This is a genomic window from Fulvivirga lutea, from assembly GCF_017068455.1.
GTDB lineage: Bacteria > Bacteroidota > Bacteroidia > Cytophagales > Cyclobacteriaceae > Fulvivirga > Fulvivirga lutea.
Map to the genome: position 1 here is coordinate 506,925 of NZ_CP070608.1, position 16,110 is coordinate 523,034.

At 38.1% G+C, this 16,110-nt stretch carries 13 protein-coding genes; 3 read left to right on the forward strand and 10 right to left on the reverse strand.

Annotated elements, in window-relative coordinates; genetic code table 11:
* Positions 1–37: 37 nt before the first annotated feature.
* The 10 genes from JR347_RS02450 to mutY form a co-directional block, all read right to left on the reverse strand.
* Positions 38–4,903, reverse strand: a complete 4,866-nt coding sequence (locus JR347_RS02450) for a hypothetical protein (RefSeq protein ID WP_205722471.1) — start codon at positions 4,901–4,903, stop codon at positions 38–40.
* A 100-nt stretch (positions 4,904–5,003) separates the two neighbouring features.
* Positions 5,004–5,840, reverse strand: coding sequence for a 50S ribosomal protein L11 methyltransferase (gene prmA / locus JR347_RS02455; RefSeq protein WP_205722472.1), 837 nt, complete (start codon positions 5,838–5,840; stop codon positions 5,004–5,006).
* Positions 5,840–6,601 carry a triose-phosphate isomerase gene (gene tpiA, locus JR347_RS02460; protein WP_205722473.1) on the reverse strand — a complete coding sequence of 254 codons (762 nt, stop codon included), beginning with the start codon at positions 6,599–6,601 and terminating at the stop codon, positions 5,840–5,842. The genes prmA and tpiA overlap by 1 nt, the downstream gene beginning before the upstream one ends.
* A 66-nt stretch (positions 6,602–6,667) precedes the next feature.
* Positions 6,668–8,761, reverse strand: coding sequence for an ATP-dependent DNA helicase RecG (gene recG / locus JR347_RS02465; RefSeq protein ID WP_205722474.1), 2,094 nt, complete (start codon positions 8,759–8,761; stop codon positions 6,668–6,670).
* Positions 8,762–8,797: 36 nt separating this feature from the next.
* A complete protein-coding gene (locus JR347_RS02470; RefSeq protein WP_235689735.1) occupies positions 8,798–9,103 on the reverse strand; it encodes a HepT-like ribonuclease domain-containing protein in 306 nt (101 codons plus the stop codon).
* 48 nt (positions 9,104–9,151) lie between these two features.
* Positions 9,152–9,442, reverse strand: coding sequence for a nucleotidyltransferase family protein (locus JR347_RS02475; protein ID WP_205722476.1), 291 nt, complete (start codon positions 9,440–9,442; stop codon positions 9,152–9,154).
* Between the two features lie 22 nt (positions 9,443–9,464).
* Entirely contained in the window at positions 9,465–10,055 is a 591-nt protein-coding gene (gene gldD / locus JR347_RS02480) for a gliding motility lipoprotein GldD (RefSeq protein WP_205722477.1), read from the reverse strand.
* Entirely contained in the window at positions 10,030–11,319 is a 1,290-nt protein-coding gene (gene gldE, locus JR347_RS02485; protein ID WP_235689790.1) for a gliding motility-associated protein GldE, read from the reverse strand. The genes gldD and gldE overlap by 26 nt, the downstream gene beginning before the upstream one ends.
* Before the next feature lie 87 nt (positions 11,320–11,406).
* A complete protein-coding gene (locus JR347_RS02490) occupies positions 11,407–11,868 on the reverse strand; it encodes a single-stranded DNA-binding protein (RefSeq protein WP_205722478.1) in 462 nt (153 codons plus the stop codon).
* A gap of 54 nt (positions 11,869–11,922) precedes the next feature.
* Positions 11,923–12,987, reverse strand: a complete 1,065-nt coding sequence (gene mutY, locus JR347_RS02495; RefSeq protein WP_205722479.1) for an A/G-specific adenine glycosylase — start codon at positions 12,985–12,987, stop codon at positions 11,923–11,925.
* 140 nt (positions 12,988–13,127) lie between these two features.
* Between mutY and JR347_RS02500 the strand changes: the two genes are divergently transcribed.
* The 3 genes from JR347_RS02500 to JR347_RS02510 all read left to right on the forward strand — a co-directional run bounded on the left by JR347_RS02500 (position 13,128) and on the right by JR347_RS02510 (position 16,085).
* A complete protein-coding gene (locus JR347_RS02500; RefSeq protein WP_205722480.1) occupies positions 13,128–13,430 on the forward strand; it encodes an HU family DNA-binding protein in 303 nt (100 codons plus the stop codon).
* 60 nt (positions 13,431–13,490) lie between these two features.
* Complete coding sequence (locus JR347_RS02505; protein WP_205722481.1) at positions 13,491–14,315, forward strand: tetratricopeptide repeat protein; 825 nt, start codon at positions 13,491–13,493, stop codon at positions 14,313–14,315.
* Between the two features lie 213 nt (positions 14,316–14,528).
* Entirely contained in the window at positions 14,529–16,085 is a 1,557-nt protein-coding gene (locus JR347_RS02510; RefSeq protein WP_205722482.1) for an Rne/Rng family ribonuclease, read from the forward strand.
* Positions 16,086–16,110 lie beyond the last annotated feature (25 nt).

A 16,110-nucleotide genomic window follows, 5' to 3' on the forward strand; every position in this document is an offset into this window, starting at 1 on the left:
TGATAGGCTGCAAATTTACGAAAAATAGGGCAATTGGCTAAAAGCCTTCGTCATCATCTTCCTCTTCCTCCTCTTCTTCGGTAGCGCCTCCAAAACCATCGTCAGGTAGTTCTTCTTGCACTTCTTCTATCTCTGAATCGAGTTCGTAAATTTCATCGATACCGTAATATTGAAGCCTAAAACGATTAATAAAATTCAATGTTTCGGCCTTATCGGCTGGCGCAAAAATAAGTTCACCAATTTTGGCTTTGCCGCCATTGCTTTTCTTGCTTACCAAATCGTTAACTGCATTGTTTGATGAGTAAATAAGCAGGCGATTATCTTCATAACTGAAGAAATACCATGAATCTGGTGATGCCTTTATGAATAAGTTTAAAACAGGAACACCATCATCCATTCGTCTAATTTCCAAAAATCCATCGAATGCTCCATTGATATCTGCTCTACCAAAATTGGAAATCCCGAGTTTCCCTTCACTATAAAAGGCCTTATAATCCACCGACCATTTCATGTCTACATCGGTTAAAACAATTGAAGCAGATGTTTCTTTCGTAAATCCTGCCAAAGGTGTATACCCTTGTAACGATCTGTCTTCATATTCCTTCGCGGCTCGCTCTCCTGCCAAATCTGCCAGTTTGTAAAGCAATTGCGTTGGATCTCCTAACCCTTCAGGTGCCCCCAGGTTATTGATGATATCCAGAAAATCATAGGCCATTTGATCAAATACTTGTGTAGGAACTGGGGTCATATTGATAGACAAAAGTGCATTCAGGTCGTACTTTTGCTCGTTTAGATTGGCTGTTCCAATAACAGAAGAAAGCACTTCAAAATCTTTTTGATAAGGAATGAAAGAAGCCTTGCCTTCATATTGGAGGCTGGCTGTTCGGTGGTTATATCTATAAATCTGACCAGCAAGTTTAGAGCCTGAAGCTTTAGCAGTGTCTTCAATCACAAATTCTCTTTTTATCTTATCATAAAATAGGTGGCCTGCCGGTAAGAAAAAGTCGTCATCATCAGGACTAAATTTCTCTTGTATGAAAGTATTGTAAAGGCTATTATCCCCAGCTGAAAAATGGATCCCTGCTTCTAATTTTCTTCCTTCTTCAGTAGTTGAGTTGTCAAAATCAATGACTACTTCTTCCTGATCGGCACTACTTGAGTATTTTATCCAGGTATTATACCCGGGTTCTTCCATATCCAGTTTTACATAGCCGTTCAGTTCCATTGCTGGTTGGTGCGCATATAAAATCATATCGCCTTTGAAAAACATACCAGGTGAGACTAAAAGGTTTTGGCCTTCGGTTACAGACCCATTGGCTACTGTATGCGTTGTAAACTGAGGCTCATTTTTTCGAGCGTTCGGGTTTGGAATTTGCTCCAGTCGGAAGTTTTCCATTTTAATAGGAATGGTATCATTCTCACTGTTCACAAACTGATAGGTAGCAAAGCCACTAAACTCATTTCGGGATTTAATATTAATGACCCCTTCTGTAAGTCTGTGATAGCCGTTCAAAGTATCAAGGATTATAGTAGTATTTAACAGCTGACCAATTTTAGCGTTTTCAAGGATAAGTACTTCGTTGTTTTCTGGGGTAATCTTAGCATCAGCAACGATAATGTATGGAATACCACTAACTTTTAACTCCAGTGTATTAATGTCATAAACAGCTTCAGTGGCCATGAATGCAAGAGAGTCTAAATCCTCACGGGTAGTGTAGAAATACGAATTTTCCAGAGGCACATTCTGTGGTTTTTTCATCGTTATCTTCTGGGCATTTAAATCCCATCTCGCTTCCGTAATGGATGTATTAAACTGCGCATAAGGAAATTGAATGGCTGCTTCACCTTCCACCTCAGGGCTTATCAACGCATAATTATCATTTAAATCGAAATTTACTCTTACATCATCTCCATAAAGCGCTGGTTTTTCTGGGTTATCAGATTTAAGCTCAAACTGTGTGTGTCGAGAACGGAAGCTATCATGTTCCAGTGTTATTTCTTTAGATTCGGATTCTGACCCTCTGGTAGATAATAAACCAGAACCAAACACTCCACCACCACTTACTATGGTAGTGCCGTCAAGTGATGCTGATTGATTATAAAACTGGAATGGTTCATCAACACTGTTGATATACATGCTATCCTTCTTTGGAAGCCAGTGCATTTCATAATTATTAATAGAGGCCTGTGGGAATATTACACCACCATACTCCTCCTCTCTTATTTCAAAGTAATTACCAGAGCCAGTCACTGAATCGGGATAAAATACAAAGTCTTTAGATTCTAAGCTTGAGGTTAAAAAATCGATTTTGCCATCACCTCTAATACCATTCTTATTGAGCGTGAGGTTATTATAAAAACGCCCCTCGCCTTCATACAACTGATACCCTTCCTTTGGTACGTTATGGTTAAAACCTAATGAGAAATCTTTTTGAATGGTTAGTTTTTCTTTAAAAGTAGGGAACATCCCACTTGAGACGAACGTACCCTCAAAGGCAATGGCCGAGGCGTCTGCTCCTCCCAAACTATCCAAATCGAAAGGTGGCACCAGGAAGTACATTGATTTATCGTAGACTCCACCAAGTACCTGTTTACGATCAAAATAAACTACCCCGCCTTTTTCCGAATCGAATTTTGGATAATTAGGCAGCTTTACTTTAGCAGATTTATTATTAGGTCTATTAATAAAAAGTGTACCGGAAGATCCTTGCAAATTATTCGTAAGTGTACCGTCTGAGGATAGAGAATCTGCTCCCACTAAAGAGTTGTCTACCTTTCTTCTTCCATTCCCTCCTCTGCTATTTTCATCGCGTACATAAAATCGAATGGAATCAATTTCGTTCAGATAGATTAGAAATGAGTCGTATTTAAAAGTAAAATCACGGCCTATATACTCAAAATTACCAGCCGATACTTTCCCATTAAAAGTGAAGTCCCGATCCTTTAAGAAGGTGATTTCACTGCTATCGGGCTGAATAATTACATTCAATGAATCACTCAACTTAAACACCTCTACCCCGCGTACTGTCATTTCCCTCTTACTAAAATTGAGCGTAGCATTTGGCTTAGCGCTAGTTACCGATGCAAGAATAATGTTGTCATAGTCTTTATCCCTAAACTTGGAAGTATATAGGTGACGTGCCTTCTCCTTGACGGTAATCAGGTTAGTTTGCGTATTAAATCCAATTAAACCCTTTTGGGCCAGGCCTATCATGGCACCTCTAATAATCTGTTTATCTTGTTTGTAAAACTTTGCCAGCTCTTCTACATAAAACTCATCAAGGCCTTGCTTGCTGGAATAATTTACCACGATAGTGAGCGGATTGAACGTATACACGCGATCGCCCAGAGAACTATAATCTTCTTCATTATAATGATCGGATGACTCGAAATACGCGGGGACAATGTTTCTCGCTTGTAAAATTGAGGCATCCAGGCTGTCTGATTTTAAATCCCACCTGAGGATGTCAGCTGTAAAATCGATGTTAAAAAATGTAGATGTGAACGGAGTATTTCTAAATCCACCTTTATCTTTTTGTACCGTTAAGTTTTGATTCTTAATATCATATTTGAGTCGAACAGCAGGATGATAAATGGAGTCATTGCCCTGATATATTACTAAAGAAGCTCTTTCAGTGGTGATGATTGAATCCTGAAATTCAAATACTTTGGCTCGTGCCCGATATTTTTTAGCGCTTTTATCCTGAACTTCAATTTGAGAATACTCGCCCACGACAGATGCACTCTTCATTTTGGCTCCGTCCAAAGCAAAACCACCCTTATAAATAAAACCCGGTCCTAAATTTTTAAGCCTAATGTTACTTAGGTACGACATAAACCTAGGATAGCGCGCATCGGTGGTGGTATCATGCCGAATACTTTTGTATTCAAATACACCGTTTATAGGATCTGTGATTTTCCCTACATAATTCAGTTTGGTTTCCTCAGCTTTCACAGCCGGGTAGTTTACATCAAAACTGTATTTGGAAAGGTTCGCGTAAACGCTATCAGCTGGTAAACCGGCCATAGACCAATCAAATTTACCGCCATCACCTACGAATGTATTTGAAAGAATGAGATAATCTCCTTTGGTATCATGAATAAACACAGAATCATATGGGGTTACAAAATTGAGGTTAACACTTTCAAACCTCACTACCGCGCCTTCAATAGCTGGCATGGGAAGCATCGCTACAGGATCGTCAAATGATTCTTCTTCATAAGACTGTTCTTCATAATCGTCCTCGTAGTAAGAATCATCATAATCTTCATAGTAGTCATCGTTATAATCATCGTTCCACTCTGTATTCCAATCGTCTTCTTCATAGTCCTGATCCATATCATCAAACCATTCGTCATCTGAAGTTTCTTCAACTTCGGGTTCAGGCTCTTCATAAACTGGGGCTTCAACATACTCGAAGTAATAATTAGCATCTTGGGTGAATAACTTGTTAGAGCGCTCAAAATGGAGGGCCTTATTCTTAAAAAATGAAGCAGAAAAATTTAGAAATTTTAATGTTTGGTCTTTGTTAGCATTTGCAATTACCTTCTCTGCGGTGTTAAGATATTCTGTAATTTTTGTAGCATCGGCACCTTCTATTTGAACTGCGTTCGCAATTACCGCACAATATGACTGTAAGAAAGGACGCAATTTCATGCCCTTATCCTCCAGTGACTTCATCTGTGCAATAATCTTTTGCTGCTGGTCAAGGCCTAATTGTGACCAACTTAAAGCAAAATTGTCCCCAATTTCCATTGCTGAATTAGCCCTGGTTTCATTGAGTAACGTACTCACCGAATCAGCAAATATGGCCGGATCATCAGGCAGAACCTTGTTCTGTCCAATTGCCTGGGTGCAGACAATAAGCAAAACGGTGAATATGGATGTTGCCCTAGTGAACATATTATGCTTGAAATTCTCAAATAAAAGCGAATAAACCAATTAACCACAATGGGATAGGCTTTTATTTAAACGACAGCCAGATTAAATTGATTGTTTGGCTTTAATTTTTTTGAAATATCAGCGAAGACCAATCATTTCTATCGCTCCCTTTTACAAACTTCAGACCCAAATCAGTTGCTCTCTTGGTGATATCTTCATTATCCGGAATATAGAAACCGCTGAATATTATTGTACCACCACTGGAAAGGCGATCGTAATATTTATCCATTTCATCGAGCAGGACATTTTTATTGATATTGGCCAATATAAGATCATACTCACCTTCTTTTTTTATGGTATCAATAGTTCCTTCCTGGATTTCAACATTTTTGCAATTATTGAGTTCTATATTTTCAGGCGCGTTTTCCGTACTCCAGCTATTATTGTCGTATGCCAGCACCTCGGTAGCTCCTAATTTTTCAGCCATCACCGCTAAAATAGCAGTACCACAACCGGCATCTAACACTCTTTTACCCTTATGGTCTGTTTCTAACTGATGCTTGAGCATTAAATATGTGGTGGCATGGTGCCCTGTGCCAAATGACATTCTGGGGTTTATTACCAAATCGTATTTGAAGCCTGGCTCAGGCTGATGAAATGTAGCCCGAACCATGATGGTATTTTCTACACGAATGGGGTCATAATTTTTTTCCCACTCTTCATTCCAATTGCGTTCACGCACTTCCTCAATAGAAAAAGTAATGTTGGCTTCTGAATATCTTTCCTGAAGCTCCAATATTTCCGCTTCCTTATAATCTTCTTTGTTGATATAGGCCTCGAGTCCATCTTCAGTCTCCATCATCGAGTCGTAATCTCTGACGGATAATTCAGCCACCAAAATTTCTGTAAACTCCGGTTTACATTCAATTTTTACACTTAGATACTCTACCTTATCCATTAGAAGGATTTAACGATATCGACAAAGTCTCTTGATTTTAAAGATGCACCGCCAATAAGACCGCCATCTACATCAGCACAAGCAAATAGCTCCTTCGCATTCGAAGGTTTACAACTTCCACCATAAAGTATCGAAGTATCATCAGCCACATTCGCGCCATATTTTGAAGCTATAAACTTTCTGATAGCTGCATGTACTTCCTGAGCCTGTTCAGAAGAGGCAGTTTTACCTGTTCCAATAGCCCATATTGGCTCATAGGCAATTACAACTTTTTGGAATTGCTCTTCTGATAAATGAAAAAGACTTTCTTTAATCTGATTACAGATGAAGTCAATAAAGTTACCAGACTCCCTGATTTCTAATGATTCGCCACAGCAGAAAATTGGTAACAGATTGTTTTCCAAAGCCAAATTAACTTTAGCAGCTAGCTGAGCATTGGTTTCATTAAAATATTCCCTTCGTTCACTATGACCGATGATCACATATTCAACACCTACAGAATTTAACATAGAGGCAGAAACCTCTCCGGTAAATGCTCCTGAAGGGTTATGATTACAATTTTGCGCACTCAAATGAACGTTTTTAGCCCCTTTTATTAAACTCTTTACTTGAGTTAAGTGAATGAATGGTGGTGCTAGAATTACTTTTGCATTTCCGCGCACTTCATCTGCCACCATATTCATTATCTCAGTAGTAAGTTTAAGCCCCTCATTCAGAGAGTTATTCATCTTCCAGTTTCCTGCTACTATGTGTTGTCTCATTCTAATTATCCGTTTTCAGTAAGTTGACAAAGATATTGATTAAAGCTTTATTTCGTTTTTAAATGCCTAACTAATCCTGCTCCAGTTCACAGCTGTTTTTTTCATAGATGCAATTTGTGTTTTAATTACTGAGTTCTTAGGCTCACTAAGGTTAGGGTCATCGTTTAAAACTGCCTGAGCAGCTTGTCTTGCCGATTGCAGTATTTTCCCATCCTTGCCTAAATCGGCAATGAGTAAATCAAGCACACCACTTTGTTGCGTGCCCATTAAATCGCCTGGGCCGCGTAGTTGTAAATCCGTATCAGCTATTTCAAATCCGTTATTTGTGCGCACCATTGTTTCAATTCTTGTTCTGGCTTCCTTAGAAAGTTTAAACCCTGAAATTAAAATACAATATGATTGATCAGCTCCTCTACCTACTCTTCCTCTCAGCTGATGTAATTGTGCCAACCCAAAACGCTCCGCATTTTCTATGACCATCACTGAAGCATTTGGCACATTTACTCCTACTTCTATCACTGTGGTGGCTACCATTATTTTAGTTTCGCCTTTTACAAAACGCTGCATTTCCCACTCTTTGGCATCGGGCTTCATTTTACCATGAACAATGCTCAATGGTATTTCCGGAAATGCCCTGGCTATGCTTTCATAACCATCCATCAAATCTTTTAAATCTAATTTTTCTGATTCCTCGATGAGGGGATAAACCACATAGACTTGTCTGCCAAGATCAATTTGCTCTTTTAAGAAGCTGTTTACTTTTAGTCGGTTTGAGTCATAGCGATGAACGGTTTTGATAGGTTTCCTGCCGGCTGGCAACTCATCAATAACAGAAATGTCCAAATCCCCATAAAGAGTCATGGCTAGCGTTCTAGGAATAGGAGTGGCCGTCATCACCAATACATGTGGATAAACATCTGTATTTTTTTGCCATAATTTAGACCTCTGTGCTACACCAAATCGGTGCTGCTCATCTACGATAGCTAACCCCAGTTTTTTAAATTGAACAACCTCTTCTAAAAGTGCGTGTGTACCTACCAAAATATGCAGTTCACCTGATTTTAAATATTCGTGGATGATTTTGCGTTCGCTCTTTTTTGTGGAACCAGTTAAAAGTGCAATGCGCAGCCCCATTTTATCTGCAAACTCTTTTAGCCCTGTGTAGTGCTGGGTAGCCAAAATCTCCGTGGGAGCCATGATTGCACCCTGCGTATCGCTGCCAATGGCTATTAATAGACAAATGAAAGCCACAATGGTCTTTCCACTACCTACATCACCCTGGAGCAAGCGATTCATTTGCTTTCCAGAGCGCATGTCTTTATAAATTTCTTTGATTACGCGCTTTTGAGCGTTTGTTAAATCAAAAGGCAGGTGATTAGTATAGAACTCATTCAATAGATCCGCATTATCAAAAGAGATGCCCCTGAATTTATCAATTCGAGTTAATTTGAGTTTGAGTAATCGTATTTGCACATAAAATAATTCCTCAAACTTGAGCCTAAACTGGGCATTATTCAATAATGCCAAATTCTTCGGAAAATGAATATTAGCGATGGCGTTTTGCTTATCGAGTAAGGCGTATTGTTCTAATAACACTGCGGGCATTGTTTCCCTTAATTTTGGCAGTGCAGAATCTAACAATGTTTTAATGAGCTTAGATATGGCCTTACTGTCAAGGTATTTTCTCCTTAGTAAATCAGTAGATGAATATACGGGTTGTAAATACCCGCCAGCTGTATTGGCTTGAGTTGCCACTTCTATTTCGGGATGTGCCAGATTTAGCTTGGAACCAAAAACTGTAGGTTTTCCGAAAACAACATACTCTACACCCGGTTGAATTTTTTTTAGCATCCATTGCGCACCTTTGAACCAAACCAATTCTAATTCGCCAGTACCATCATTTATATAAACAATTAAGCGCTGTTTCCGTGGTGGCCCTTTTAGCTCGTAATGCCTTACCTTCCCCTTCACCTGGATGTACGGCATACTACCATTTACTTCTTTTATGTCATAAAATTTGGTGCGGTCCTCATGACGAAAGGGGTAGTATTGAATTAAATCACCATAAGTGAAGATGTTTAACTCTTTATTAAGAAGTGCTGCTTTTTGCGGGCCAACGCCCTTGAGAAATTCTATTTTGGTATCGAAGAAACCTTGCACACACCAAACTAATTAAAAAATAAAAAATGTTTGTTTTTAATAGTGGATTCCTTCTTTACCCATAATAGAAATTAAATCCCTTTTATTCTTTGGCAAATCCTCTTTAGCTATCTGCCACAAGGTGTGATAATCAACTCCAAAGTATTGATGTGCAATAATGTTTCTCAATCCGGCCATATTCTTCCATGGGAGTTCAGTGTGTCTCTTCTTAATTTCATCGGGCACATTTTTAGATGCTTCACCTATCACTTCAAAATTTCTCACAACAGCATCTGAAACAAGGTAATTTGATTGAAACTCTTCGAATGAAAGCCCAGAAATATACTCTGAAATTCTGTTCATAGCTGTGAGCATATCCTTTAAGTAAAAATCAAATCTACGGGAGTCACGTTAGTCAATAAACTTTGTTGATTCAAGTATTTCATTCTTGAGAGAGGGAATAAGAGCATTATATGATACCAGATCAATATTCATTGAAAGTCTTTCTTCTAAAATATTTTTCAATTCGAAAAAATCCCAGCCGAGTGGTTTTTTGAAATACACAAGAATATCTACATCCGAAGCAGACGTTTGCTCACCTTTAGCATAAGACCCAAAATAACCGAGCTTCTCAATTTGATAACGCTCTTTAATTTCAGGCAAAATAATCCTAAGCTTTTTGTCTAACAGAGAACTCTCCATCTTATAAAATTAACTAAACTTATTAATTTTCTCGCCACTCGAGTGTATTCATCATATGAACCACATCAATTTTTACAAATTCGATCGCTGGCCTCAGTGAGTCGTTTTGAACTTTAGTATCAAAATAAAGCGCTCCTCTTAAAAAGTGCTCCGTTGAATCGGTAGTAAAAAATTGAAATTGACTGGGTACTTCGCCTTCTAATTCTGCATACACCACTGTTTTACCCAATGGCGTTTTCGTTATGCTCTCATCAATGGCATATGCTTTTATTTGATGTTTGGCTGTAAGAAAATAGGCATCATCTAAATACTCTTTCAACGAATCCTGATTATACACGGTCTTATACGTCAAGTGTACATTCGCTCTGTATTTTGGATAATAGATTTCCACCCAATACTTATCAGATATCCACGATGTATCCCTTAACAACTTTGCATGTTTTGAGTATTCAAAATCGTAAGGCAACGAATCCGGTAAACTTACATATTCATGGGCCGGCATATCAAAGCGATTATAACCTTTAGGTTTTGGCAGGTAGTCTCTCCCACAGGCAGAAGCTACTAAAACGATTAAAAATAATAGTATATCAATCCTCAGGTTCCGGTGTATCATCTGTTTTATTGATATGAACTTTTACTCTTTTTATTTTCTTGGCATCTACTGCTACCACAGTAAACTCAATATTTTCATAGGTTACTGATTCTCCAGCCGATGGCAACTTTGTATTAATCTCCAATATCAGTCCTCCTAACGATTCACTTTCGCCTTTTATTTGCTCAAATCGGGCTGGTGATTGTTCTGTTATCTTGCAAAAGTCGTTGAGTGTCGTTTTTCCCTCGAATATATACGTGTTATCATCCACCTGATCATACGGAATCTCTTCATCATCAAACTCATCATTTATCTCCCCTACAATCTCTTCAATGATATCCTCCAAAGTAATCAAACCGGATGTTCCACCATATTCATCTACAACAATGGCCATGTGCACCCGTTTCTCCTGAAAATCCCGTAGCAACACATCAATTTTCTTTGTTTCAGGAACAAAAAAACCAGGCCTTAGTAATTCAGTCCAGGCAAAAGTTTCATCGTTTTCGATGTAAGGCAGTAAATCCTTGATATATAAAATACCATCAATCTTATCAATGGTCTCAGTGAAAACTGGCACTCTCGAAAAGCCTGACTTGTTTACTTTGTCCATCAGATCATGGAAATCCATTTCCGTATCAAAAGCGGTAATATCCATTCTGGATTTCATCACCTGCTTTACTGTGAGTGTACCAAAATTTACAATGCCACGGAGAATATCTTTTTCTTCCTCAGTAGTCTCCTCATTAGTAGTTGTAAGCTCCAATGCGTGATGCAGCTCTTCTACAGAAATATCATAGCCCTTCTTTTCAAAGCGGTTTTCGATGATATTGCTCAGTGTCATCAGAATAAAAGAAAGTGGCCTAAAAATACTTTCACAAATCTTTAATAACGGTGATGTTAGTCTTGCAAAGCTCAAATTATTAGGTGTGGCATAAACCTTTGGTAGAACTTCACCAAAGAATAGTATAGTCATTGTTACTACTACAGTAAGTACGGCTATCACTGTTCCTTCCGTGGTTTTTGAACCAGTTATCTCCCAGGTTAAGAACGTAGATAGCGTTACAATTGCCACATTCACGAAATTATTCATGATGAGTATTGTAGCAAGAAGCAACTTGGGGTTGTGGATTAGTGCTACCAGCTTTTGATCTACAGGACGGTTTCTTTCCTTGCATTCAGCAATGTCCTTTGCTGTTAAAGAAAAGAATGCCACTTCAGACCCACTAATTAATGCTGATAAGAAAAGAAGCACAATGAGTGATACTCCACTTATCAAGAAAAACATGGATTGCCCTGAAAAAAGTACTTCTAGTAAAAGCTGACTGGGAGGTTCGTCTATCGTTGTTTCCAATACTTTTGGTTTAGTCCAACATTAGAAGGGTAAATCATCCGATTCATCCTCCAAAGCAATATCACCTGCCGGTGTAGAGGCTACATTCTGTTCCTGTTGAGATGCACTGCTGCTCATACTACCACCCGTTGATTGGCCTCCATCATTGGAGCCTTTTGGGCTTAGCATAGTCATATTATCACCTACTATTTCAGTAGTATATCTTGTAATACCGTCTTTTTCCCATGAACGAGTTCTCAGTTTACCTTCTATATAAACCATATCTCCTTTGTTCAGGTACTTTTCAGCAACATCTGCAAGACCTCTCCATAACACTACATTATGCCACTCAGTCTGCTCTTTGCGCTCTCCGGTATTTCTATCTTTATATGTCTCGGAAGTAGCTACAGGAAAATTCGCTACACTTGCTCCGTTTTCTAAATGTCTTACTTCAGGATCTTTCCCTAACCTACCAACAATAATTACTTTATTTACTCCTGACATAATTCAATTCCTTTAATTCTGATGCAAAGTTATATAAACTGTATTTAAAACTAGTCAAAAAATGTAATCCTTCAAATAACTGGAGATGAGTACTGGTTTTGGCAGATCAAGGATTTCTTCATAGCTAAAGAATCTGCCTTTATCTAGTGGTAAATTATCTGCGGCCCTTTCCACAAGAAAAAAACGAGTATAAAGGTGTTGATGACTCAGTATATGTTTGTACTCATGACTATCAGAAACTGCTTCGCTATAAATATTAAAAGGCTTCAATTCATCAGCTATCAACAACTCCTTTTTTGACAGAGGCTTTTGCGATTCTATAAGTGGAAAATCATACATGCCTTTCCAAATATCTTTAGCTTGCCTTTCCTGCATAAAAAGTGCATTGCCTTTTTTAAATACTAGATAATTAAAGTATCGCTTTTTGATTTTGACCTTTTTTACTTTGACAGGAAGGCTTGACTGCAAATCATTTTTATAGGCGAAACATTCACTTTGAAACACACATTCTTCACAATGAGGATTAGTTGGAGTGCATTGTATAGATCCAAATTCCATCAACCCCTGATTAAATTCTGCCGGCTTATTGGCAGGTATTAATTCGTTTGCCAGTGCTCGAAACGTCTTTTGCCCTTTACCCGAATTAATGTCATCCTCTATCCCGAAAATTCTCGATAGGGCTCTGAAAACATTACCATCTACCACAGCAGTGGCTTCTCCAAATGCAAAGGATGCAATAGCAGCCGCAGTGTATGGGCCTACCCCGGGCAGCTTCACTAGTTCATCATAGGTTTTTGGAAACATTCCTACATAATTTTGAACTATCACTTTGGCACAGCGATGTAAGTTTCTGGCGCGAGAGTAATATCCTAGCCCCTGCCAGGCGCGTAAAACCTTACTTTCATCAGCTTGAGCTAAGTCTTCCACAGTAGGGAAAAGCTCTACGAATTTGTGGTAGTAAGGCATCCCCTGATTTACCCTGGTTTGCTGCAAAATGATCTCAGAAAGCCATATTTTGTATGGATCGGAAACATTACGCCATGGTAAATCGCGTTTATTTTGTTCGTACCAATTGATTAGTTTTTTAGAAAATGAACCCGTGTTAACCATATTCTGCATCAAATGCTGTCTGTTTAGTACGATGTGAGTTTTTTTGAATTTTTGATTTTTAATTGCGTATATACACAGTAAATTTGCTCATTAACAAGCAGTTACGTGTAATTGCTTTTAACCTACGTCCACCTAAAAACATAAAACCAGTGACAAAAGCAGATGTAATATCGGAAATAGCTGATAAAACGGGGATTCCCAAAGAAGATGTTTCCGTAACAGTAGAAGCTTTCTTTAATATAGTGAAATCTTCTATGGCTGACGGAAGTAACATATACGTAAGAGGGTTTGGAAGTTTTGTCAACAAAAAGCGTAAAAAGAAAATAGCTCGAAACATATCTAAAAACACAGCTATCGTAATTGACGAGCACTATGTGCCAAGCTTTAAGCCATCAAAAGTATTTATTGATAAAATAAAGTCGAGCTCAAAAGTAAAAGAAATTAATTCTTAATTCGCTCTATTTTTAAAAGACACCCTGATACTTGATCTTTGCAGTCTTTAATTCAAGGATATGCTTAGAACAAGAATTATATTGCTTATAAGTGCAGCGGTGTTAGTGGTCCTACTATTTAGCTTACCACGTGTAGTTGTAGACAATAAGAAAGAAGAAGTTGCCCAAACAGAGGAGGCAGCAGAGACACCATCTGCCAAAGATGAGTCTATGCACAACGATACTTTTGACGAAAAGACTGAAGAAAAAGTCGCACAGCTGAAGGAAAATTTAGCAGTTGCTAAAAATATTGAAAAAAGTATTACCTTTGCAGACTCTTTAGCCGAGCTGTACCTAGCGGCTAATAAATACGATAGTGCAGCAAAGTTCTTTGAAATTATTGCCGAAAAACAACCTAATAAGGCTAACTGGTTAAAAACAGGTAATACTTATTATGAAGCATACGGTTTTGCAATGGATAAAAACAAGCAAGAAATGCTTGGTGCCAAAGCACGAGAATACTTTAACAAAGTACTCACAGAAGATGCGAGCGATTTAAGTGCAAAAAATAAATTAGCGATGACGTATCTGAGTACATCTAATCCCATGCAGGGTATTATGATGCTTCGTGATATTTTAGAAACCGATCCGAAGAACGAGGAAGCAATGTTCAATTTAGGAATACTTTCAATGCAATCTGGCCAATATGATAAAGCAGTAGAACGCTTTTCAGGACTAGTTGCAGTATATCATAATAACACACAAGCCCAGTTTTTTTTAGGAGTTAGTTATTTGGAAGTAGGCAATAAAGAAAAAGCTAAAGAGCAGTTTAATTTGGTTAAATCCATGGATAAAGATCCATCAGTACAAGCTACTGTAGATAGTTATCTGGAAGACTTAAAATAAATATAAAAAATTGTTGAACCGTCTGCCTTAGGGTGGGCAAAAATCAAAAAATTATGCCTTGCGGTAAAAAAAGAAAAAGACATAAGATCGCTACTCACAAGAGAAAGAAGAGACTTAGAAAAAACAGACACAAGAAGAAGTAATCTGAGTCCCTTGTAACATACAAGGGCACTTTATTTCGCGTCCTATTTTTTTAATCTAAAATTTAAAGTTTTGAGTAACGAATTAATTATTAATTCAACTCAGAATGGATGTCGAATAGCCCTATTAAAAGATAAGAGTTTAGTTGAGTTCCATCATGACGAAGATGGAACACAGTTCACCGTTGGTGACATATATCTTGGTACTGTAAAGAAAGTTGTTCAAGGCTTAAATGCCGCTTTTATAGACATTGGCTATGAAAAAGACGCTTTTTTACATTATCTAGATCTTGGTCCCAAGTTTAATTCTTTGAGAGATTTTACAAAAAAAGCATCTCTTAAGAAAAACAACATTAACGGCAAACTGGATAAGTTTCAGATAAGACCTGACATTGATAAGCACGGGAAGATTACAGATGTACTTTCCAAAAATCAACAAGTGCTTGTGCAGGTTGTTAAAGAACCAATTTCAACAAAAGGGCCCCGACTATCCTGTGAGTTGTCTATACCAGGCAGGTACCTGGTATTGGTACCATTTTCTAATACAGTTAATGTGTCCAAAAAAATTACCAGCAGCGATGAACGTAAACGTTTATTGCGCTTGGTATCTTCTATTAAGCCTGACAATTTCGGTGTAATTATTCGTACCGTTGCTGAAGGTAAGGAAGTAAAAGAACTAGATACAGACCTCCGTAACCTTGTCGAACTCTGGCAAGAAGGTACTAAGAAATTAAAATTTGCGAAGCCAAGAGACAAAGTCATTGGCGAAATGAGTAGAGCATCTTCTATTCTAAGAGATGTGCTGAATGAGTCTTTTGATAATATTCACATAGATGACAAGGAAATCTATGATGAAGTAAAAAGCTACATTCATAAAATTGCCCCGGATAAGGAGAAAATTGTTAAGCACTTTAACAACAAAGCCAAGATTTTCGAAGTATTTGGTATTGAAAAGCAGATTAAATCAGCTTTTGGTCAATCTGTTAGTTTAAAAGGTGGTGGTTATTTAATTATTGAGCACACTGAAGCACTTCATGTAATTGATGTGAACAGTGGCAACAAATCCAATAAAGAAGATGACCAGGAAGCCACTGCCGTTTCAGTAAATATTGAAGCTGCCAAAGAAATTGCGCGCCAGTTGAGGCTACGTGATATGGGCGGAATCATCGTTGTTGATTTCATTGATATGAAACGTGCAGAAAACAAGCGTATGATTCAAAAAGTGATGAAGGACGAAATGAATTCAGATCGTTCTAAATTCACGGTGCTTCCGCTTTCTAAATTTGGTTTGATGCAGATCACTCGCCAACGTGTGAGACCTGAGATGAACATTACTACCAAGGAGGTATGCCCTACATGTAATGGAACAGGTAAAATCAGTGCTTCGATTCTTGTTTCTGATCAAATTGAGCAACATATCGATCATTTAATGCTTCAGCAGAATGAGCGTAATATAACTGTAGTGGTGCACCCATTCATTTACGCTTACTTTACTAACGGAACCCTTTCAAGAAGATTGAAGTGGTTTATGAAGTACTTTAAGTGGATTAAGCTGGTACAAGATTCTTCTATAGCCGTCACGGAATTCCAATTCCTGAATAAGTTTGGAGAACAGATAGAATTACAATAAGAAAAGCCCCGAATTCGGGGCTTTT